This window comes from Leisingera sp. SA215 (assembly GCF_055902035.1).
On the sequence record NZ_JBVVXU010000010.1, the window covers coordinates 131,477 to 151,431 of the forward strand.

Genomic DNA, 19,955 nt, shown 5'->3' on the forward strand with positions numbered 1-19,955 from the left:
ATACTGGCGGTTCTGGCAGCTGTGCTGCCGGCAGCGGCCATGGCGCAGGACAGCCGTTTGCAGCGGATGGACACAATCGACGCGGGCCGCAAATGGGAAGCTGTCGGGCGGCTTGACGTGAATGGCGAAGGCTTCTGCACCGGCGCGCTGATTGCGCCGGATCTGGTGCTGACCGCTGCCCATTGCCTGTATGACAGCCAGACCAAGGCGCGGATCGACCCCGGCACCATCGAATTCCTGGCCGGCTGGCGCAACGGGCGCGCCTCGGCTTACCGCAGCGTGCGGCGGGCGGTTGAACATCCCTCTTATATCTATGACGGCGAGCTTTCGACCGACCGGGTCCGCAACGACATTGCCCTGCTGCAACTGCAGCGCCCGATCCGCAACACCACTGTGACCCCGTTTGAAACCGACGAGCGCCCGCGCAAGGGCGCAAGTATCGGGGTGGTGTCCTATGCCCATGACCGGTCCGAGGCCCCTTCGCTGCAAGAGGTCTGTGTGGTGATGGCGCGCCAGCAGGGCGTCCTGGTGATGTCTTGCGATGTGGATTTCGGCTCTTCCGGAGCGCCGGTGTTTTCGTTCGAGGGCGGCACCCCCCGGATCGTCTCGGTGATCTCTGCCAAGGCCGAGGTCAGCGGCGAGCGGGTCTCGCTGGGCTCTGCCCTGGCCGAGGAACTGACCCTGCTGCAGGCGCAGCTGACCGGAGTGAACACCGGCGGCCGCCTGCCCCCCGGTGTTGGCCGGGTAAAAGTGGGCGAGGGGCGCAGCTCCTCCGGTGCGAAGTTCATCAGCCAATGATCTGGCGGGCGCTGATACTGGGTGTTGCCACTCTGGCGTGCGCTGCACAGGCAACGGCCCAGGACACGGGTTTGCGGCGCCTGACCGACCGTGACGACCTGCTGGGCTGGGAGGCCGTTGGCCGGCTGGAGCTGAACGGCCAGGGCTTTTGCACCGGCACGCTGATCGCGCCTGAGCTGGTGCTGACCGCCGCCCATTGCGTCTATGACCGCAACAGGACTTTGCGCGCAGCAGAGCAGATCACCTTTCGTGCGGGCCTGCGCGACGGGGTGGCGATCGCCGAACGCCAGGGTCTGCAGATCGCCGCGCATCCGGGGTTCAACCCGCGGGGACGGCTGGATCTGCAAAACATCAGCCACGACGTGGCGCTGATCCGGTTGGCTGCGCCGGTGCCCAGCGGCCAGGCGGATGCCTTTGCGCTGCATTCGGGGCGCGAATACGGCAGCAATATTTCCGTTACCTCTTATGGCCAGGGCCGCGCCGAGGCGTTGTCGCGCCAGCGCCAGTGCAATCTGATGGCCGAAAGCGGTGATGTTCTGATGATCGACTGCAATGTCACTTTCGGCTCTTCCGGAGCGCCGGTGTTTTCCCGGGTCGGCGGCCGCGGGCGGATCCTGGCGCTGGTCTCGGGCGGCGGCACATACCGGGGCAGGCAGGTGGCCTTTGGCATGAAACTGCCGCAGCGGGTGGCGGAACTGAAGGCGCAGCTGCGCCGCAATCCGGTGGCCGCTCCTGACCGGCGGATCAAACGGATCCGGGTCGGCGGCGGCAATTCTGCCGGCGGGGCTAAATTTGTGAGTGCTGGCGACTGACAGCCCTCTTGAAGCCGTATTTTCCGTTCTTATCTCAGGTCTATCCGGGCAGCCGCTGATTGGGGCCCGGAGTAAAACCAGCCTGTCCCCGCGGGGAAGGCGCCCTGAAATCGCTCATGTATGAGGATGACAACATGCGTAGTTTTGATTTTGCACCGCTGCACCGGGCCACCATCGGTTTCGACCAGATCGCCGGCTTGATGGATCGCGCCCTGAGCGCGGATGCCGCCCAGTCCAGCTACCCGCCCTACAACATCGAAAAGACCGACGCCGACAGCTATCGGATCTCGATTGCAGTCGCCGGTTTTTCCGAAGACGACCTGAACGTCGAAGTGAAGGAAAACGCGCTGGTGGTGGCCGCCAAAAAGGCCGAAGACGGCGACGACCGCACCTTCCTGCACCGCGGCATTGCCACCCGCGCCTTTGAACGCCGTTTCACCCTGGCCGACCACGTCCGCGTGACCGGTGCCAGCCATGAAAACGGCATGCTGCATATCGATCTGCACCGCGAAGTGCCGGAGGCGCTGAAACCGCGCCGGATCGAAATCTCCTCCTCCCGCTCGAACCGGGCCGAGATCGAGGCCACCGCGGTCAACTGATCCCGCGTTCCTGTTCGAGCCTGTAAGCCCCCTGGTCCTGCCAGGGGGCTTTTTGTTTTGCCGGCCTGTCCCCGCGGGGACAGGCACCGGTAATGGCTCTGCGTTGCAATTGGTCGTCAGGGTTTTCAGAGCACACTCGGGCTGTGAATGGTGACTCGCGCCAGCGCATTTGATCGCCCGCGATGGCTTGAGCGGGGCCGGCGCTGGATCCGGAGACGGAAACCGCCTGGGCCGGCGCCATCCGCCAGGCGGCCGGGCCGCTGACCCGGCACCGGCCATTGCACGTTGATCCGTCAGCGGGTCAGACTGCCATGCAGATGTATTTCATCTCCAGGTAATCCTCGATGCCGTGGTGGCTGCCTTCGCGGCCCAGGCCCGATTGCTTGACGCCGCCGAACGGAGCCACCTCAGTGGAGATGATGCCGGTGTTGACACCAACAATCCCGTATTCCAGCGCCTCGGCAACCTTGTACACGCGGCTCAGGTCTTTGGCGTAGAAATAGGACGCCAGTCCGAAAATGGTGTCATTGGCCATGGCGATGACCTCGTCCTCGTCCTCGAACTTGAACAGCGGCGCAAGCGGGCCGAAGGTCTCGTCCGTGGCGAAGGCCATGTCCTGGGTTGCGCCCTTGACGATGGTCGGCTGGAAGAAGCTGCCGCCCAGTTCCGACGGGTTGCCGCCCAGGATCACTTCGCCGCCTTTGGAGGTGGCGTCGGCGATATGCTCCTGCACCTTGTCGACCGCTTCCATGTTGATCAACGGGCCGAAGTGAATGCCGTCGTTGAGGCCGTCGCCGACATTCATCTTCTCGACCGCGGCTTTCAGCTTGTCCGCAAAAGCATCGTAAACGCCGGCCTGCACGTAGATCCGGTTGGCGCAGACGCAGGTCTGGCCGTTGTTGCGGAATTTGCACATGATTGCGCCTTCGACGGCGGCATCGAGGTCGGCGTCGTCAAACACGATGAACGGCGCGTTGCCGCCCAGTTCCATCGAGCATTTCATCACCGTGTCGGCGGCCTGGCGCATCAGGATGCGGCCGACTTCGGTGGAGCCGGTGAAGGTCAGCTTGCGCACCGCATTGTTTTCGCAGAATTCCTTGCCGATGTCGGAGGCGCGCGACGAGGGCACCACGTTGAAGACGCCGGCCGGGATGCCTGCGCGATCGGCCAGCACTGCCAGCACCGTGGCTGACAGCGGGGTCTCGGCGGCAGGGCGGGCGACAAAGGCGCAGCCTGCGGCCAGGGCCGGGCCGGCCTTGCGGGTGATCATTGCGTTGGGGAAGTTCCACGGCGTGATCGAGGCGGCGACGCCGATCGGCTGCTTCAGCACTGTGATGCGCTTGTCGCGCTGGTGGCCGGGGATGGTCTCGCCGTAGATCCGCTTGGCCTCTTCGGCGAAAAACTCGATGAAAGACGCGCCATAGGCGATCTCGCCGCGGGATTCTGCCAGCGGCTTGCCCATCTCGGCGGTCAGGATCACCGCCAGGTCCTCCTGGTTTTCCATTATCAGGTCGAACCATTTGCGCAGCGCATTGGCGCGCTCCTTGCCGGTCCACTTGGCCCAGTCCTTTTGCGCCGCTTCGGCCTGGGCGATGGCACCCGCCACCTGCGCACGGCTGATATCGGCCATCTGCGCAATCACGTCGCCGCGGGCGGGGTTGGTCACGTCAAAAGTGTCCTCGCCATCAACAAACTGGCCGCCGATATAGGCGCGGGTTTCCAGCAGGCTGGGATCTTTGAGCAGGGATTTCAGGTCTGTGGTTGTGTCGAGCATTGCGGGCCTCCCGGATATTTTGTCGCTGGAATGGAAATCAGCTGTGCCTAACTAAGTCCAGAAACATTGATGAGTCCAGAATTTGATCAAATCAACCGCCGCGCGCAGAGGCCGGAATTTTTCAGGCGGGCAATTTGACATGTCCTGTGGCAGACTGTCAGGTAGCCGCAAAGAATAAGAACAGGGGAGATTGGGCATGGAATTGGATGATGCCTATGCCAATGGGGCATATATCGAAAATGCGGGCAGCTACCCGCCGCGCTGGGCCGCGTCGGCGGAGGATTTCCGCAACAGCCTGCATGAGCGCGCCCGGCTGGATATCCCCTATGGCGAAGGGGCGCGGCAGTGCGTGGACCTGTTCCTGCCGGAGGGCACGCCCAAGGGCGTGTTTGTGTTTGTTCATGGCGGCTATTGGCTGGCCTTCGACAAAAGCTCCTGGTCGCATCTGGCCCGCGGTGCGATTGCGCATGGCTGGGCGGTGGCGATGCCGTCCTATGATCTGTGCCCTGAGGTGCGGATAGCGGATATCACCCGGCAGATTGCGGCTGCGGTGGCCCGGATTGCGGAGGAGGTTGCCGGGCCGATTGCGCTGGCGGGCCATTCGGCGGGCGGCCATCTGGTGGCGCGGATGCTGGACAGGGCGCTGCTGCCGGAAGCGGTGGGCGCGCGGATCAAGACGGTGATCCCGATCTCGCCGCTGGCGGATTTGCGCCCCCTGCTGCGGACCTCGATGAACCAGAAGTTCAAGTTGGATTCCGCCGCGGCCATTGCCGAAAGCCCGGTGGACATGCAGGACCGTTATCCGGCAGAGGTGACGGTCTGGGTTGGCGGCGAGGAGCGTCCGGCGTTTCTGGATCAGGCGATCTGGCTGGTGGAGGCCTGGGAGGCGGATCACGTGATCGCCTTTGGCAAGCACCATTTCAACGTGATCGATCCGCTGGCGGATCCCGAAAGCGATCTGGTGGCGCTGATCGTGAATTGAAAGCTTCTGTCCGGCCGGTAGGCCGGACGGCGGGCGCCCGCCTTTCCGGGGTGCAGGTAACGGCCGGAAAATTGTTCTTGCCAGAATCCTGATTTCAGCCCATTAATCCGGCCAAGGGCCAGGCGATGGCGTCGCCGCATGGGATACATGGTGCCCTAAAATCCAAAACTGTCCTGAACGCCGGGACCTTTCTTGTAAGAAGGAAGGGTCTGATATGACTGCACGTCCTGAAATGTACCGTTTTCACAATGGCGAAAAAGCGCCGTTGCAATTTGCCGTCTCCGAATACGAGGCGCGCCTCAATGGTCTGCGCAAGATCATGGCTGACACCGGGGTGAGCGCCGCCGTCTTCACCTCGATGCACAGCATCTCCTATTACTCGGGCTTCACCTACTGCGCCTTTGGCCGCCCTTACGGCATGGTGGTGACCGCGTCCGAAGCCGTGACCATCTCGGCCGGTATCGATGCAGGCCAGCCCTGGCGGCGGTCGTTCTGCGACAACATCACCTATACCGACTGGCAGCGCGACAACTTCTGGCGCGCGATCAAGTCGGTCAGCGGCGCGGGCGCGGTTGTCGGCTATGAGAGCGATCACCTGACCCTGATGCAGAAGGCCAAACTGGAGAGCTTCCTGGCGCCGTCCCGGTTGGTGGATCTTTATGAGCCGGCCATGCGCCAGCGGATGGGTAAATCCGCGGCCGAGCTGGACATGATCCGTGCCGGTGCTGCGGTGGCTGACGTCGGCGGCTTTGCGATCCGCGCTGCGGTGAAGGAAGGCGTGCGCGAGATCGACGTGGCGATGGCGGGCCGCGATGCGATGGAACTGGAGATCGCCAAGCGTTTCCCGGATGCGGAATACCGTGACAGCTGGGTCTGGTTCCAGTCCGGCATCAATACCGATGGCGCCCATAATCCGGTCACCGGCCGCCGTCTGAAACGGGGTGATATCCTGTCGCTGAACACCTTTCCGATGATCTCCGGCTATTACACCGCGCTGGAACGGACCATGTTCGCGGGGGAAGTGGATGCCGAGAGCCTGAAGATCTGGGAGGCCAATGTGGCGGCCCATGAATACGGCATCTCGCTGCTGCAGCCGGGCGCAAGCTGCGCGGGGATCACCAACAAGATCAACGCCTTCTTTGAAGAGCGCGACTTGCTGCAGTACCGGACCTTCGGCTATGGCCACTCGTTCGGGGTGCTGTCGCACTACTATGGCCGCGAGGCCGGGCTGGAGCTGCGCGAGGATATCGATACGGTTCTGGAGCCGGGCATGGTGATCTCGATGGAGCCGATGCTGACGATTGCGGATGGCCAGCCCGGTGCCGGCGGCTACCGCGAGCATGACATCCTGATCATCCATGAAGACGGCAATGAGAACATCACCAAGTACCCCTATGGGCCGGAGTTCAACGTCGTCGGGTAATTGAAGACGGCAGGCGGGCCTCTCCCGTCTGTTCAGGGCCTCCCGGTGGGAGACCTTCACAGTTGGGCGTGGCACCGTGCGATGCACGGTGCCATTTCCTTTGCCAGGCTGTCGCCTGTACACTGCGCGTCCGGCGGCCGGGTGCGGGTTTGCACACATTGCACCGGGGCGCTGCTTGGGGCATATGTGCGCCACGGCTGAAACAGCCGCTGATTTTATACTCCGCGGTTTGCCCCAAAGGCCGCCAAAGGGCCGCGGCGTGCCCCAGCGCCCCGCGAGGAAGAAAGAGCCACCGCAATGTATGATACCCCGGAAAAGAAGAAATCCGAATTTGCGCTGATCCAGCTGATGCCGAACATGATGACCATTGGCGCCATCTGTGCCGGCCTGACTGCGATCCGCTTTGCGGTTTTCGGGAATTATTCCCTGGCGGTGATGATGATCATCCTGGCCGCGGTTCTGGACGGGCTGGACGGGCGGCTGGCCCGTGCCTTGCACAGTGAAAGCAAGATGGGCGCCGAGCTGGACTCGCTGGCGGATTTTCTGAACTTTGGTGTTGCCACGCCGCTGGTGATCTATTTCTGGGCCTTGCAGGACGTGCGCGGAGCCGGGTGGATTTCGGTTCTGGTGTTTTCGGTCTGCTGCGTGGTGCGGCTGGCGCGGTTCAATGTCAGCACCAAGTCGGAGGAATCGCCAAAGGGGCGCAGCGGCTATTTTGACGGCATCCCGTCGCCTGCCGGCGCGCTGCTGGCATTGCTGCCGATGTTTGCCGCCTTTGCCTTTGACAGCAAGGTAGTGCTGCCGGAGCTGCTGATCTGCCTGCATATGGTGGTGATCGGATTGGCAATGATCAGCCACATTCAGACTTGGTCGCCAAAGGCGGTTAAAATCTCCCGCGAGAATGTTAAATACTTGCTTGTCGGCTTTGCCTTTATTGCTGCGGCATTACTGACCTATGCGTGGACGGTGCTGGTTGTGCTATGCGTTGGCTACGTTGTGATGGTGATTTGGGGGCTGGTTTCAAATCCAAAGGACTAGCCCATGACGTCCGGGAGGGACGAATTGGATATCAAGGCAGTTGAAGAATCTTACGCGCGCTGGGCGCCGGTCTACGACAAGACCTTTGGCGCGGTGACGCGCTCGGGCCGCCGCCGTGCGGCCCTCTATATCAACACCCGTCAGGACAGGGTGCTGGAAGTCGGTGTCGGCACCGGGCTGTCGCTGCGCCATTACGCACCGCATCTGCAGGTGACCGGCATCGATTTCAGCCATGACATGCTGAAGAAGGCGCAAAGAAAGGTGCAGGAGCTGGGCCTGAGCCAGGTCAAGGAACTGCGCCAGATGGATGCGCGGTGCTTGGACTTTCCGGACAATTCCTTTGACACCGTGGCGGCGATGCATGTGCTGTCGGTGGTGCCGGATCCGGAACAGGTGATGCGTGAGATAGCGCGCGTCCTGAAACCCGGCGGCGAGGTGGTGATCACGAACCACTTCAAAAGCGGCAAGGGGGTGCGGGCGTCACTGGAAAAACTCTCTGCTCCGTTGGCCAATGTGATCGGCTGGCATTCGGATTTCGCACTGGAAACGGTGCTGCAGGAGGACCGGCTGAAGATCGAGCGGCAGGAGAGCATTCCGCCCTTCGGGATGATGACCTTTCTGGTGCTGAGCAAGCTGCAAACCATGTGAAACGGCGCAGTTCAGCGAAGCGGCCCCGGAGTGTTCTCCGGGGCTTTTCTTTGTGCGGCCTCTCTGCAACAGTGCATGTGAACCGGGCGGAATTACACCGCCTCAGGGGATGTAAATTTCTTTTACATCCCCATATCCGGATCAGTTATTTCAGGGGAAGGAAGGGATGCTATGAGTGTTTCCCAATTTGAGAAGATGGTGGCCGAAAGCCAGGACACGGTACGGGAGTCGCAGGCCAAGATCGGGGCGCTGACCTCGCGTATCGAGGCCGCGCGCAACAAGATCGAGGCTGGCGAGGATGCCAGCATCGACATTGAAAACGCGACTCTGGAGGATGTTCACGCCCATACCGAAGTGATGAATGCCAATATCGCCGAGCTGATTATGGGGCTGGACGATGTGACCGCGGCCTTCTCCAAGGATTTTGACGAGATGCGGGGCAAGACCGGCTGGGAGAGCTTTGTTGGCTTGTTCAGCAAGGGAAAATCGGAATCGATACGCCAGGAGCGGATGCGTACCGCCAACATCGACGACAAGCTGCAGGACCTGATTGCCAAGTCGGACGTGATCGTGAAGCTGCTGCAGGGGCAGCTGGCCACCCTGGAAGAGCAGCGGGAGAAGGTGCAGGCGAACCTGACCGCCACTCTCGACGACCGCGAATTCACGGTGCAGGAACTGGAGGCCGTGCGCGCCGGGATCGTCGGCTTGGATCCGCAGATCATCGAACTGGAGAACAAGATCTCGGTCGAGCAGGACGCCGCCGCGCGCACCAAACTGGAGACCGAGCTGGCGGAGCTGAATGCCAAATACAACACGATGGTGCAGGAGGAGCAGGTGAAGCTCGCCAAATCCCAGACGCTGGAGCGCTATATCGAGAAGGGCAAGACCTGGGTCGACAGCCTGCAGAACCAGGCGGCGACGCAGATGGTGCTGATCAACAAGCTGCAGACGGACACTCAGCAGCGGGTGGTGCTGTATGATGCGCTGACCAAATCGCTGAAGACCGCGCAGCAGCAGGATGTGGCGCATCGGATCAACGAGATCGGCGTGGAGACAGACAAGGAAGCCCAGACCGCGATGGCGGCTATCGGCACCGCCACCAACCAGAAGATGGCCGACATGCTGGAAAGCCATGAGGGCAACATGGTGTTTGCCCGCGACGTGCTGGAAAAGAAGGCCAAGGCCGATGAACGCTTTGCCCGCCGGTTTGCGGCGATTGTCGAGAAGCACGACAAGAACCTGTATGGGGGGTGATGTTTCATACCGGCGACCCGTCTCTCTGCTTAAGTGGGCTTTGGGAATTGCGGGTCTAGCTATGGCATTCCCCCTGATTTCCACCGCACTTTTTCAGTTTGAGACGGAATGGGTAAGAAAGATTGGAGCTGGGTTTGGCTTAGCAGCTTATTTTGGAAGTTTCTTGTTGCTGGGACTTTCAGCTGTGCTTGCCGCTTGGGCCGTCGCTTGGCTGGGGCTTACCTTCGTTCTCAATCGTGCCGAAAGTCAGAAGGACTGACTTTGGTCACGAAAACTGCCTGATTACCTTTTCCGTTAGTGCAACAAAGAAAAGATTGATGGAAACAGCTAGAATTGAGTTCGCACGAAACACAGGACGGCTCCCGGCCGCGGGTGGGGGCGTAGCGCCCGCCCGGGGGGGCGGCCGGGCGCTGTCCGCGCCGCAAGCGGCACGTCCGGAAAGGGCGTGCACATGACCGATCCTTCCCACGACCACGCGGGCCTCAGTGATACCTTCGCCTCGCGCCGGTATTTCAAGAAGTTCGAGACCATCATCCGGCATCTGACCCGGGTGGCGGCGGCGATGCAGGCGGAGGGGCGGCTCAGCAAATCCGATGTGAAGGTGCTGACCGCCTACCTGATGCGGCTGAACTTCACCTTCCGGGCGCTGAGCATGAAGTACCTGATGGCGGGGCGCGATACCGGGCGGTTTTTCGGCAGCCTGGCGATGGACAAGCGCGACAGCGGCTTTCCGGTGGCGGCTGAGCTGATGACCATGGCCAATGACGCCCAGCAGGCGGAACGGCATCTGGCCAATATGGCCAGTGAAGATGTGCTGAAGGACGACATGGTGCGCACCATCATCTCGGACCGGACGGTGCCGTCAAAACTGCAATTCGCTCTGTCGCAGCGGCTGTATTATCAGGAGCTGCTGAAGGGGCAGCTGTTCTGGACGCAGAACGACCCGGAATGCGAATGGCTGGAAAACATCGGCGAGCGGCGCCGCCGTTTCCTGCTGCATTGGGCGGCCTATGACAGCCAGGTGAACCTGCCGGTGATCTACCTGATGGAGCTGGAGGACAGCGGCAAGGTGGCGCTGCCCAAAGACGAACGCCGCTGGCCCGAGGTGCAGGCGCATCTGATGGCGCAGGCCTTGGCGGGGTTGAAGCTGGTGACCATCGCCAAGGGGTTTGACGGGGATTTCGACGGCCTTCACCCCAAGCATCTGCGCCGCTTTCATGTGGGGCCGATGTATTCCTCGGCCTATACCGAGCAGTCCGGGCCCTTGCACCGGGTGCTGGAGGAGGCCGGGGCGCCAGAGGGCCAGGATTGGGCGCTGGCCTGGACGCTGGAGGAGCTGGAAAGCGAAGAGGTGCGCGAGGAACGGTCGGGCTGGTTCGGAACCGTGGAGCGGGAGATTTTTGCGCTCGATCCCTTTGGCGGCCGCGGCGCCGATACCGGGGCGACCCGCACCCAGCGGGCCATCATTCTGCCGCAGCGCCCGTTTCAGGTGCTGGCAGAGCTGGATCCGCCGGGGTTCGGCGATGTGCAGAAATTTGTGGTGAGCGAGGCGGGGCAGGTACTGCGGTATTGAGGCCGGCGCGTGTTGTGAGTGCGGGAGCCTCCGGCGGGAGTATTTTTTGAAAGATGAAGAGCGGGCCGGGTTTTAGGGCGCGCGGCACGGATTGAGAGGGTGAAATGAGCATTTCAGGCAATCAGATGGAGCTGCGGGAAGTGGATATCCGCAAGCACTACGCCGCCGCGGCCGCGCTGCTGGAGGGGTTTGACCACACGCCGCGGATGGCCAAGCCGCAGGCCGAGGCGAAGGCGACGGAGCGGTCCTCAGGCATCGGCACGCGGCGGCGGTTCCGGTCTACCACGCCGGGACTGGTGACGCGCTCCACCGCGCGGCCCGAAGGGGTGCATCTGATTGCCCGGATTGAAGCGGCGGATGAGGAGGATCCGCTGACCTCGCCCTTGCAGGCGACTTTGCAGCATTGCCTGCGCCGGGCGCTGGCGATCTCGCTGGCGATGGGGGAAGCTTATGCGGATGTGTCCGGCCTGAGTGACCTGAAGCGGGCCAATCTGGCCGGGTCTTTGGATGCCGCACGCAAAGGGGAGTTCACCGAGCTGCTGGCCGCAGAGGCGCTGGTCACAGCGCATGTCTTTGCCAATGCCACGGCCTATCTGCTGGCGCCGCACGGGTCCGAGGTGCAGGCCGAGGTGGGGGAGGCGGAGGAGCTGCTGACCGACAACGCGCCGCTGGCGCTGCACGGGGCGCTGTGGGAGCTGGACCAGAAACTGGCGCTGCATGGCACCGATGACGCACATCTGATTGCGGCTGCGGCGGGTTATGCCGAGCAGTTGATGGAGAAGGCCGCCTTGCGCGCGCAGCATGCGGGCCGGCTGGAGGCGTTCACTGCCGCTGCCTGGCGGGTGGAGGCGGATGATCTGACCATCAGCGGCTTTGACGCCGCGGCCAAGGCGAAATCCACGACCCTTACCATGGCGTTCAAGAAGCCGCATGAGGTGGTCGGCAACCATATCGCCAAGTACCAGGCGCTGCGGCTGTCCAAGATGCTGATGGCCTATGATTTTGAGCGCCGTCTGAACCCGTTTGCCGAAATGGGCGGCTTCATCTTCACCTTCATGGGGGACGGCAAGCCAGGAACGGGCAAGACGACGCTGATCCAGATGATGGCGGGGCTGATCCACGATTATTGCCAGAACGCAGGCTATGCCTTCCGCTACCAGAATTTCGGCATCGACAATATCGACAGCTATCAGGGCAAGTCGGGCCAGAATGCCAAGTCGTTCATCCAGAACGTGATTGATCCGGGCGTCATCGGCTTTGGCACCATCGATGACATCGACCAGATCGCGGGCAAGCGCGGCGACCGGCAATCCTCGGCGGGCCAGCAGGAGGTGACGGCGGTGTTCATGGAGGCCTTCGCCGGTGCGAATACCGTGGTCAGGGGCAACTGCACCTTTGGCATGTTCTCCAACTACCCGGAGAATGTGGACGACGCGCTGCGCCAGCGGGCGGGCGCGCGGTTCCTGGTGGACGGGCCGCAGACGCGGGAGGATTACATCGACATCCTGACCCTGCTGATGGGCAAGAACCATGCGATCCCGCTGGGTGAGCATGACCTCTACGGCGCGCAGGAGATCAAACAGGCCGTCGCGCGCTCGTTCGAGGCTTATAATCGCCCTCAGGAGCCGGGGCTGGTAGAGGTCTTTGGCCGGGTGCAGGATCAGCTCGGGGAGCTGGATGATCTGGCCAAGTTGGGCACCTACCTGAAGGCGATCCAGCGGGCGGACGAGCGGTTTACGGGCCGTGCCATCAAGAACATCACCGACGCGGTCAAGGTCCGCGCGATGGATTTCGAGCTGCCGGATGAATGGATGGAGAACCCGGAGCTGTTCCTGTTCAAGGACTACGAGACCAAATCGGCGATGATTGCGGAGCTGCGGGTGCCGATCACGGTCGATATGGTGATCCAGGAGATCAACCGCTACGCCGACTCTGAGTTCCGCTATGCCGACAAGTCGGATGAGGTGGCGATTGAGAACATGGTGCGAGACTTTGGCCGCCAGGAAGAGGCCAAGCGGCGGTATCTGGAGGGGCAGGGGTGAGCAGGAAGAAGTTTGTCCAAGCTCTCGGAGCGACGTGCGACAATTGGAACTGGAGCTGGTCTTTTGTGAACCACGAAGAGCGGTTTGTGATTATCGGAGCCTGGCAGCACTTTGACAAAGATGGAGTGCAGCGTGTGTTTTCTGAGAGCTGGTCTATACCGCAACCGGGGAAAAAAAGGGCGGCCGGATATGCGCAAACACTCCGTCATTTGGAACTGGTTCTAGAAGAAAACTATAGGTTGTTGACGTTTCGTCAGATCGCGGTCCCAGGTACCGAAAAAGACACTCCCAAAATTCTTCGTTGTGAAGAGCCGTCTGAAGAAAGGAAACTGATTCAGGAAGGCAGTGAATATTATGCCTTGGTCCGGGAAGTTACGGCACCAGATGCGGCAAAGAATCTAGCAAACACGCAGTTTCTCGAGGGGGCTCGACTGGATGTTCTGCAGACGAAATATGAGCGTAACGCTCAGGCTAGAGCCGCATGTTTGGCAAAGTACGGATACGTTTGCTCAGTCTGTAATTTTGATTTTCAGGCAACTTTTGGTGAAATTGGGAGGGAGTTTATCCATGTGCATCACTTGGTACCAGTGTCAGCTCGCAAAAAGACTTACGAAATTAACCCTGTAACGGACCTCAGGCCCGTTTGCCCTAATTGTCATGCGATGCTGCATAAAAGGCAGCCACCCTTCCAAATTGAAGAATTGAAGAAGCTGATTAGAGAAAATGCGTGACCTTATAAGGCGGTATTCCCCGGTGAAGCCGCGATGCGGAAAGGAGAGACACATGAAACGCCTCATCCAGCATGGCCTGATGTTCGGCAATCTCTTCCATGTGGCCTCGCCGGCGCTGGTGGAGCGGTATAACCGCGCGCTGACGCATCTGACGGGCAAGACCACCTCCCTCACGGATTTCCACGTCGATATCTCGGGCTACTCTCCCGAAGTGGGCGACGAGCTGGGGGATGATCACTATCTGAACCATGCGGGGGTGAACCGGCAGTTCATACTGCTGTCGACCGAGCAGAAGCGCTGCCCGTTGCTTCACGTGAAATTCTCCACCAGCCGGGACATTCTGCGCCGGTTTATCGAGGTCAACGAACGCCAGCTGTTTGCGCTGACCGCGACCGATGCAGTCGCCGGTGAACTGGTGAACTCGGTGTACGAGGTCTCCAGCCCCGCCAAGCTGTTCGACATCCGGCGGGTTCGGATCGATGCGGATACCACCCGCGGCACGCTGCGCCATGCGGACCGTCTGGTGGAGCTGGTGGAGCGTTTCAAAACCGCGGAGGATGCCTGGTTTGACGATGCGCTGATCGGGGAGATGATTGCGACGGCGGAACAGACCGGCGATGTGACCCGCAATCCGGTGCATCTGGAGCATGAGGTCTTTGAGCAGTCGAACTTCTGGACCGCGCATTTCGGCGGGCTTTATGTGTTCCAGGACGTTGAGCATCCGGCAGTGATTGCCAGCGGCGCCAAGCCCGAAGGCGTACCGCTGCGCCACGTGTTCGGGCTGGATGAGCGCAATGCGATTGCCCGGTTCCTGGAGCTGAACCAACTGGCCGAGCCGGTGATCCGGGCGCGCGGCGTCGATGGTGCGGCGATCCTGCGGCAGAAGATGGGGTTTCTGGCAGTGAGCGTGCTGACGGGCAAGGGCAGGGATCTGTCGGGCCTGTCGCGCGCGGACCTGCGGCGGATGGCGGCGCGGCATGCGGAGGAACTGCCGGCGGAGTTCGAGGGGCTGGCGGCGCTGGTGCGCTGGGCGGAGGGCGGTGGTAAGTGGCCGAAGATCACCTCGGACCATCCGGCCTATTTCTATTCCCTGCGGGCATCGGATACGCCCTGCCGCGATCTCGTGAACATGCTGCTGGCGGAGCTGTGCCCGCATGATTTCCGCCAGATGTTCATCTGCCACAAGGAGCTGTTTTACCATCAGTACCGGGGCTGGCCGGAGACGAAAAAGGCCTATGCAGCGGAGTTCCTGGCGCGGGAGTACGCGGTGGACAAGGCCGGAGCGCGCGCCGCACTGTTCGGGCATGAGCCGGATATGGACGGGCACACACCTGCGCTGCCGCGGGTGCGGCGCAAAGGGATGGTCGAGCGGGTCGGCCCCTGGGGCGCGGTGAACCGGGTGAGGGGGCGATAGAGATGTTCGGGTTTATCCGCCTGATCCTGATCCTGCTGGCGGGGCTGACCGTGGCTTACGGCGCGGTCTCGCTTTATTCGCGCGAAGTGCGGCGGGCGAAGCTCAAGCGCCGCTGGAAAGAGAAGGGGTTGACCGGCGACCGCAGCGCCTTCATCCAGCGGGGGCTGAAACAATATGACCGCTCGTTCCGGCGCAAGCTGATCCTGCTGGTTTATATCATTCCGCTAGGGGCGATCGCGCTTCTGGTCTATGTCATCAACTTCATGTGAGGTGCAGCAGATGCGTTTCATCAAATGGGCTTTTCTGATCACCATCTGGGTGCTGTTCGGCGCCTTTCTGCATTACACGCTGCCGCAGTACGATGTGGTGCGCATCGTCAACACCTATGAGGAGCGGCAGGAGCTGAACGACTGGACCAAACTCTTCTGGTCCAAGCCGGACGGCCAGTCCGCCGAGTTGATCAACCGCGATGTGCAGTTCATCCAGGCGGTGCGCCCCAACGGCCGCAACATGGTCTACCGAAATGAGGATACCGGCTGGAACTGGCCGCCCTATTTCAAGTTCGACACCGCGAACCTGTATACCGATGCCAATGACAGCATCTCGACCAAGGCGAACCCGGAATGGGTGGCGGTGATGCATTACGGCTGGCGCAACGAGTTCCTGTCGGTTTTTCCCAACGCCGTGACGATTAACCCGGTGGCGGGGCCGGAGGACAAGCCGGCCAACTGGTTCTCGATCATTGTGCTGGTGCTGCTGGCGGCGCTGTTCTGGGCCATCTATGTGCGCTGGCGCCGCTTCCGCCAAGCCCGCATAGACCCGATGCTGGAGGAGGTCGAGGACAGCCTATATGCGGCGGGCGATGCAATCGCCGAGCGCAAGGGGCGGTTCCGGCGCTGGCTGGACAGCTGGAAATCGAAGTAAGACAGGGCCGCGGAAACGCGGCCTTTTTCAGGTGCGGCGGAGCCTGGCGGAGAGCGCTGTGCAGATTCGCCGGAAACGGCCTGAATCAGCTGCTGACAGGTAGGGTTTTTGCCGCTTTTTGCATGCAGAGCGCATTTTGCGGCATTGGGCAGGTTCGTCTGGTGGCCGGTAATGAACCTGCATGTCTCATTCTGGTTTCGCCGGGTCGGTTTTGTTTCCCATGGCGGGAAATTTTTAGGGCAATACCGCGGATAGCAAGGTGCCGTCCTTCGGGGCGGAGAATTGGGAAGCTGGTGAAACCCCGGCACTGCCCCCGCAACGGTGACCCCGGGCAAGGCATGGCAATGACCACTGAGGCAGGTGCCTCGGGAAGGTGCCAGGCCCCGCCGCCTAAAGGCCCCGGGACAGTCCGGAAACCAGCCTTGCCCTGAAAAACGTCAACCGCGGGCGGCGGCGGGGCGGTTGCGGGCGCGTGGCCTGCAATCTCTCTTCACCTGCCCGCACCCAGCCAACCCGCCGCGGGGTTGCGGCAAAGGAGAGAAGCAGATGCTTCACGATAGCGAGATTCTGGCCAAGCTGATGGCCCGGCAGAAAAACTACTCTCTGGAACAGGCGTTCTATACCGATCCAGGCGTTCTGGATCTGGACTTGCGGCAGATCTTCTACCGCGAGTGGCTGTTTGCCATTCCCGCCTGCGAAGTGCCGAAGCCGGGCAACTATGTGACCCATCAGGTGGGGGCTTATAACGTCATCATCGTGCGCGGCACCGATGGCGAAGTGCGTGCCTTCCACAATGCCTGCCGCCATCGCGGTTCGGTTGTGTGCAAGGCCAAGAAGGGCAATTCGCCCAAGCTGGTCTGCCCCTACCACCAGTGGACCTACGAGCTGGACGGCTCGCTGTTGTGGGCGCGCGACATGGGGCCGGATTTCGATGCCTCCAAACATGGGCTGAAGCCGGTGCATTGCCGGGATCTGGCCGGTCTGATCTATATCTGCCTGGCCGATGAGGCGCCGGATTTCGATGCGTTCGCCGAGGCCGCCCGCCCCTACTTGGAGCCGCATGATCTGGGCAATGCCAAGATTGCCTATGAAAGCTCGATCATCGAGAACGGCAACTGGAAGCTGGTCTGGGAGAACAACCGCGAGTGCTATCACTGCGGCGGCAACCACCCGTCACTGTGCCGGACCTTCCCGGAAGATCCTTCGGTCACCGGGGTGGAAGGCGGTGAAACCCCGCCGCACCTGCAGAAGCATTTCGACCGGATCGAAGCCGCAGGCTGCCCGGCGCAATTCCGGATGGATGCGCGCGGACAGCACCGGCTGGCGCGAATGCCGCTGAACGAGGGCGCCGAGAGCTATACCATGGATGGCAAGGCTGCGGTCGCCAAACCGCTGGGACGGGTGCCCTTTGCCGATGCCGGCACGCTGCTGAAGTTCCACTACCCAACCACCTGGAACCACTTCCTGCCGGATCATTCCCTTGTCTTCCGGGTGAACCCGATCAGCGCGACCGAGACCGAAGTGACCACCAAGTGGCTGGTGCACAAGGACGCGGTTGAGGGCCAGGACTATGACATCAAGCGCCTGACAGAAGTCTGGATGGCCACCAACGATGAGGACCGCATTGTGGTCGAGGACAACCAGCGCGGCATCAACTCGCCCGCCTACCAGCCCGGACCCTATTCCGAAGTGCAGGAAAGCGGCGTCATTCAGTTCTCCAACTGGTATGCTGAGCACCTGACCCGCGCCCTGACCGGCCGCCACCTGATCGCGGCGGAGTAAGCCCATGGGACTGCAGGCTAATTTCGAGTCGCTGGACGAAACCCTGGCGTGGAAGGACGACGAGATGCTGGAATGCGTCTCTGTTGTGCCGGAAGCGCCGAACACCGCCACCTTCAGCTTCCGCGCGCCTTCCGGCGCGTGGTTCAAATACCAGCCGGGCCAGTTCCTGACGCTGGAACTGCCGGTGCCGGGCGGGACCGTCTGGCGCACCTACACGATCAGTTCCTCGCCGTCGCGGCCGCTGTCGATCTCGGTGACGGTGAAGGCGCAAGCGGACAGCATCGGCACCCGTTGGATGCTGGACAACCTGCGCCCCGGCAGGATGCTGAAAGCCTCGGGGCCTGCGGGGCTGTTCACCCTGCCCAAGCGCCCGAACGGCAAGTTCCTGTTCATCTCCGCAGGCTCCGGCATCACGCCAAGCCTGTCGATGACCCAGTATCTGTTCGACCGCGGCCAGTCGCCCGACATCAGCTTTATCAACTGCGCCAAGCGCCCGAGCGAGATCATCGCGCGGCGCCAGCTGGAAGGCATGGCGGCACGGGTGCCCGGCCTCAAGCTGAACTTTGTGGTGGAAGAGGACGATCCCTATCAGGTCTGGACCGGCTACCGCGGACAGCTGAACCAGATCATGCTGGGCCTGATTGCCGGCGACTATCTGGAGCGCGAAGTCTACTGCTGCGGGCCGGATCCGTTCATGCAGGCGGTGCGCGACATGCTCAACGGCCTGGGCTTCGACATGGAGAACTACAACCAGGAAAGCTTTGGTGCCCCGGTTGAGACTGCAGCCGATGCGCCCGAGATCGACGACGTGGTGCCGGAAGAGACCGCAGCGGCAGAGATCAGCTTTGCGGCCTCCGGTGTTATGGCGGCCTGCACCGAAACAGATACGGTGCTGGCGGTGGCCAAGGCTTCGGGGCTCAACATCCCGTCGGGCTGCACCTTTGGCATCTGCGGCACCTGCAAGGTCAAGAAGACCGCGGGCGAAGTGCATATGGTGCACAACGGCGGCATCTCGGAGGAAGACGTGGAGGCAGGTTACATCCTGGCCTGCTGCTCCAACCCGATTGGCCGGGTCGAGGTCGATATCTAAAGAACAAGGGCGCGCGCCGGGACTGGCGCGCGCCCTTTTGCCTGTTCGGCCCGATCAGGCTTCCATGGCCAGCTTGTGCACATGGGCTTCGTTGATCTGATGGCCTTCAGCGCCGAGGATACCGGGGCGGGCGTGGCGGTAGAGCGAGCGCCAAAAGGGCTGGATCACGGTGCCGTCGTCGCGCATGAACTGTGTGAAGGGTCTCGGGCTGCGTCTCATGGCCCGCAACTTCAATCGCCGAGCCGCCGTGGTTCAGGTCCGCGCTGCGGTGCTGAATCGTTTCACCGCTTCCGGCATACCAATCGCAAAGGCTGTAGGATTACTGTGTCCGGGGAAAGGGGAAATGCGGCTCCCTTCAGATTTGCGCTACAACGCCTTCGACTGGATCGCTGAACACCTGGCGGATTTTGCGGGGAAGCAGAGCGGTTTAGCCGGCTGAGCGGGGCTTCCCGTGCCAAAGCTGGGGATAAAGTGATTGACGGCGCGCCTGTGACTTGATCCAAGGCCGCCATGCCGCAAACTTCCTTTTGACACAGGACGACCAAACCATGACATCCAGCAACCGGATTGCCCTTTCCAGCGACCATGCCGCCATTGAGCTGCGTAAAGCTGTCGCTGCACATATCGAGGCGCAGGGCTGGGAGGTGGCCGACATCGGGCCGCAGACACCGGAAAGCACGCATTATCCTGAGCACGGCGCAGCCGCGGCGCGGCTTGTCGCCTCTGGCGAGTGCCTGCTGGGTATTGTTCTGTGCGGCACCGGCCAGGGAATTATGATGGCCGCGAACAAGGTCAAAGGCATCCGTTGCGGTGTCTGCGCCGATACGTTTTCGGCCGGCATGATCCGCGCCCATAACGACGCCAACATGCTGTCCATCGGCGCGCGTGTCGTGGGCGAAGGCCTGGCGCTGGACATTGTGGATGCATTCCTGAACGCGAGCTTTGAGGGCGGCCGCCATGCAACACGGGTGGACATGATCAAAGCGCTGGAAGACTGACGCTAACCCCCGATGTCAGGGCGGCGGCGAAGACCTGCTGCCGCCTGCCGCTGCGCGGGTCCGGTGCATCTCC

The 19,955-nt window shown here is 61.9% G+C and carries 20 protein-coding genes, 1 pseudogene and 1 riboswitch; of the genes and pseudogenes, 19 read left to right on the forward strand and 2 right to left on the reverse strand.

Annotation, left to right across the window (positions count from 1 at the left end; genetic code table 11):
- The first annotated feature begins 39 nt into the window (after positions 1-39).
- The 3 genes from AC0KW6_RS12935 to AC0KW6_RS12945 all read left to right on the forward strand — a co-directional run bounded on the left by AC0KW6_RS12935 (position 40) and on the right by AC0KW6_RS12945 (position 2,209).
- Entirely contained in the window at positions 40-798 is a 759-nt protein-coding gene (locus AC0KW6_RS12935; protein ID WP_323776128.1) for a trypsin-like serine peptidase, read from the forward strand.
- Positions 795-1,610: a trypsin-like serine peptidase gene (locus AC0KW6_RS12940; protein WP_323776102.1), complete on the forward strand. Its 816-nt coding sequence runs from the start codon at positions 795-797 to the stop codon at positions 1,608-1,610. Before AC0KW6_RS12935 ends, AC0KW6_RS12940 begins: the two co-directional genes overlap by 4 nt.
- 134 nt (positions 1,611-1,744) lie before the next feature.
- Positions 1,745-2,209 carry an Hsp20 family protein gene (locus AC0KW6_RS12945; RefSeq protein ID WP_323776101.1) on the forward strand — a complete coding sequence of 155 codons (465 nt, stop codon included), beginning with the start codon at positions 1,745-1,747 and terminating at the stop codon, positions 2,207-2,209.
- Positions 2,210-2,510: 301 nt separating this feature from the next.
- Here AC0KW6_RS12945 and AC0KW6_RS12950 read toward each other — a convergent pair whose 3' ends face one another.
- Positions 2,511-3,983, reverse strand: coding sequence for an NAD-dependent succinate-semialdehyde dehydrogenase (locus AC0KW6_RS12950; protein WP_323776100.1), 1,473 nt, complete (start codon positions 3,981-3,983; stop codon positions 2,511-2,513).
- A gap of 196 nt (positions 3,984-4,179) precedes the next feature.
- On the opposite strand from AC0KW6_RS12950, the gene AC0KW6_RS12955 reads away from it, so the two are divergent.
- The 14 genes from AC0KW6_RS12955 (at position 4,180) to AC0KW6_RS13020 (ending at position 18,884) form a co-directional block, all read left to right on the forward strand.
- Positions 4,180-4,965: an alpha/beta hydrolase gene (locus tag AC0KW6_RS12955; RefSeq protein ID WP_323776099.1), complete on the forward strand. Its 786-nt coding sequence runs from the start codon at positions 4,180-4,182 to the stop codon at positions 4,963-4,965.
- A 214-nt stretch (positions 4,966-5,179) separates the two neighbouring features.
- Positions 5,180-6,388 carry an aminopeptidase P family protein gene (locus AC0KW6_RS12960; protein ID WP_474035073.1) on the forward strand — a complete coding sequence of 403 codons (1,209 nt, stop codon included), beginning with the start codon at positions 5,180-5,182 and terminating at the stop codon, positions 6,386-6,388.
- Between the two features lie 297 nt (positions 6,389-6,685).
- Complete coding sequence (locus AC0KW6_RS12965) at positions 6,686-7,426, forward strand: CDP-alcohol phosphatidyltransferase family protein (RefSeq protein ID WP_323776097.1); 741 nt, start codon at positions 6,686-6,688, stop codon at positions 7,424-7,426.
- A gap of 24 nt (positions 7,427-7,450) precedes the next feature.
- Entirely contained in the window at positions 7,451-8,074 is a 624-nt protein-coding gene (locus AC0KW6_RS12970) for a class I SAM-dependent methyltransferase (protein WP_323776127.1), read from the forward strand.
- Between the two features lie 171 nt (positions 8,075-8,245).
- Positions 8,246-9,328, forward strand: coding sequence for a hypothetical protein (locus AC0KW6_RS12975; protein WP_474035074.1), 1,083 nt, complete (start codon positions 8,246-8,248; stop codon positions 9,326-9,328).
- Positions 9,329-9,389: 61 nt separating this feature from the next.
- Positions 9,390-9,587, forward strand: a complete 198-nt coding sequence (locus AC0KW6_RS12980; protein ID WP_474035075.1) for a hypothetical protein — start codon at positions 9,390-9,392, stop codon at positions 9,585-9,587.
- A gap of 192 nt (positions 9,588-9,779) precedes the next feature.
- On the forward strand, positions 9,780-10,901 hold the full coding sequence (locus AC0KW6_RS12985; protein ID WP_474035076.1) for a hypothetical protein: 1,122 nt from the start codon (positions 9,780-9,782) through the stop codon (positions 10,899-10,901).
- Positions 10,902-11,005: 104 nt separating this feature from the next.
- Positions 11,006-12,943: an AAA family ATPase gene (locus tag AC0KW6_RS12990; protein WP_323776331.1), complete on the forward strand. Its 1,938-nt coding sequence runs from the start codon at positions 11,006-11,008 to the stop codon at positions 12,941-12,943.
- Positions 12,940-13,674 (forward strand): HNH endonuclease, encoded by a 735-nt coding sequence (locus AC0KW6_RS12995; protein WP_323776329.1) that lies wholly within the window; start codon positions 12,940-12,942, stop codon positions 13,672-13,674. The genes AC0KW6_RS12990 and AC0KW6_RS12995 overlap by 4 nt, the downstream gene beginning before the upstream one ends.
- Before the next feature lie 52 nt (positions 13,675-13,726).
- Positions 13,727-15,088, forward strand: coding sequence for a DUF6638 family protein (locus tag AC0KW6_RS13000; RefSeq protein ID WP_474035077.1), 1,362 nt, complete (start codon positions 13,727-13,729; stop codon positions 15,086-15,088).
- A 2-nt stretch (positions 15,089-15,090) separates the two neighbouring features.
- The gene (locus tag AC0KW6_RS13005) at positions 15,091-15,357 is read left to right on the forward strand and encodes a hypothetical protein (RefSeq protein ID WP_474035078.1); all 267 of its coding nucleotides are present in this window, start codon (positions 15,091-15,093) and stop codon (positions 15,355-15,357) included.
- Positions 15,358-15,367: 10 nt separating this feature from the next.
- Positions 15,368-16,012 (forward strand): DUF1523 family protein, encoded by a 645-nt coding sequence (locus AC0KW6_RS13010; protein ID WP_323776323.1) that lies wholly within the window; start codon positions 15,368-15,370, stop codon positions 16,010-16,012.
- Between the two features lie 240 nt (positions 16,013-16,252).
- Positions 16,253-16,451: riboswitch (cobalamin riboswitch) on the forward strand.
- 107 nt (positions 16,452-16,558) lie between these two features.
- A complete protein-coding gene (locus AC0KW6_RS13015; RefSeq protein WP_323776321.1) occupies positions 16,559-17,794 on the forward strand; it encodes an aromatic ring-hydroxylating oxygenase subunit alpha in 1,236 nt (411 codons plus the stop codon).
- A gap of 4 nt (positions 17,795-17,798) precedes the next feature.
- Positions 17,799-18,884, forward strand: coding sequence for an FAD-binding oxidoreductase (locus AC0KW6_RS13020; protein WP_323776319.1), 1,086 nt, complete (start codon positions 17,799-17,801; stop codon positions 18,882-18,884).
- A 54-nt stretch (positions 18,885-18,938) separates the two neighbouring features.
- Here the strand turns inward: AC0KW6_RS13020 and AC0KW6_RS13025 are convergent, their stop codons facing one another.
- Positions 18,939-19,103 (reverse strand): hypothetical protein, encoded by a 165-nt coding sequence (locus AC0KW6_RS13025; protein ID WP_474035090.1) that lies wholly within the window; start codon positions 19,101-19,103, stop codon positions 18,939-18,941.
- Here AC0KW6_RS13025 and AC0KW6_RS13030 point away from each other — a divergent pair.
- Together AC0KW6_RS13030 and rpiB are read left to right on the forward strand one after the other, a co-directional pair.
- Positions 19,063-19,203 (forward strand): annotated as a pseudogene (locus AC0KW6_RS13030) (IS5/IS1182 family transposase); the annotation flags it as partial. The gene AC0KW6_RS13025 and the pseudogene AC0KW6_RS13030 overlap by 41 nt on opposite strands.
- A gap of 229 nt (positions 19,204-19,432) precedes the next feature.
- A complete protein-coding gene (gene rpiB / locus AC0KW6_RS13035) occupies positions 19,433-19,882 on the forward strand; it encodes a ribose 5-phosphate isomerase B (RefSeq protein ID WP_323776317.1) in 450 nt (149 codons plus the stop codon).
- The last annotated feature ends 73 nt before the right edge of the window (positions 19,883-19,955 follow it).

Bases quoted from the DNA above. Each gene is read 5' to 3' on its own strand.
- AC0KW6_RS12935 (WP_323776128.1), top strand. From the start codon at position 40: ATGGCGCAGGACAGCCGTTTGCAGCGGATGGACACAATCGACGCGGGC.
- AC0KW6_RS12940 (WP_323776102.1), top strand. From the start codon at position 795: ATGATCTGGCGGGCGCTGATACTGGGTGTTGCCACTCTGGCGTGCGCT.
- AC0KW6_RS12945 (WP_323776101.1), top strand. From the start codon at position 1,745: ATGCGTAGTTTTGATTTTGCACCGCTGCACCGGGCCACCATCGGTTTC.
- AC0KW6_RS12950 (WP_323776100.1), bottom strand. From the start codon at position 3,983: ATGCTCGACACAACCACAGACCTGAAATCCCTGCTCAAAGATCCCAGC.
- AC0KW6_RS12955 (WP_323776099.1), top strand. From the start codon at position 4,180: ATGGAATTGGATGATGCCTATGCCAATGGGGCATATATCGAAAATGCG.
- AC0KW6_RS12960 (WP_474035073.1), top strand. From the start codon at position 5,180: ATGACTGCACGTCCTGAAATGTACCGTTTTCACAATGGCGAAAAAGCG.
- AC0KW6_RS12965 (WP_323776097.1), top strand. From the start codon at position 6,686: ATGTATGATACCCCGGAAAAGAAGAAATCCGAATTTGCGCTGATCCAG.
- AC0KW6_RS12975 (WP_474035074.1), top strand. From the start codon at position 8,246: ATGAGTGTTTCCCAATTTGAGAAGATGGTGGCCGAAAGCCAGGACACG.
- AC0KW6_RS12980 (WP_474035075.1), top strand. From the start codon at position 9,390: ATGGCATTCCCCCTGATTTCCACCGCACTTTTTCAGTTTGAGACGGAA.
- AC0KW6_RS12985 (WP_474035076.1), top strand. From the start codon at position 9,780: ATGACCGATCCTTCCCACGACCACGCGGGCCTCAGTGATACCTTCGCC.
- AC0KW6_RS12990 (WP_323776331.1), top strand. From the start codon at position 11,006: ATGAGCATTTCAGGCAATCAGATGGAGCTGCGGGAAGTGGATATCCGC.
- AC0KW6_RS13000 (WP_474035077.1), top strand. From the start codon at position 13,727: ATGAAACGCCTCATCCAGCATGGCCTGATGTTCGGCAATCTCTTCCAT.
- AC0KW6_RS13005 (WP_474035078.1), top strand. From the start codon at position 15,091: ATGTTCGGGTTTATCCGCCTGATCCTGATCCTGCTGGCGGGGCTGACC.
- AC0KW6_RS13010 (WP_323776323.1), top strand. From the start codon at position 15,368: ATGCGTTTCATCAAATGGGCTTTTCTGATCACCATCTGGGTGCTGTTC.
- AC0KW6_RS13015 (WP_323776321.1), top strand. From the start codon at position 16,559: ATGCTTCACGATAGCGAGATTCTGGCCAAGCTGATGGCCCGGCAGAAA.
- AC0KW6_RS13020 (WP_323776319.1), top strand. From the start codon at position 17,799: ATGGGACTGCAGGCTAATTTCGAGTCGCTGGACGAAACCCTGGCGTGG.
- AC0KW6_RS13025 (WP_474035090.1), bottom strand. From the start codon at position 19,103: ATGAGACGCAGCCCGAGACCCTTCACACAGTTCATGCGCGACGACGGC.
- rpiB (WP_323776317.1), top strand. From the start codon at position 19,433: ATGACATCCAGCAACCGGATTGCCCTTTCCAGCGACCATGCCGCCATT.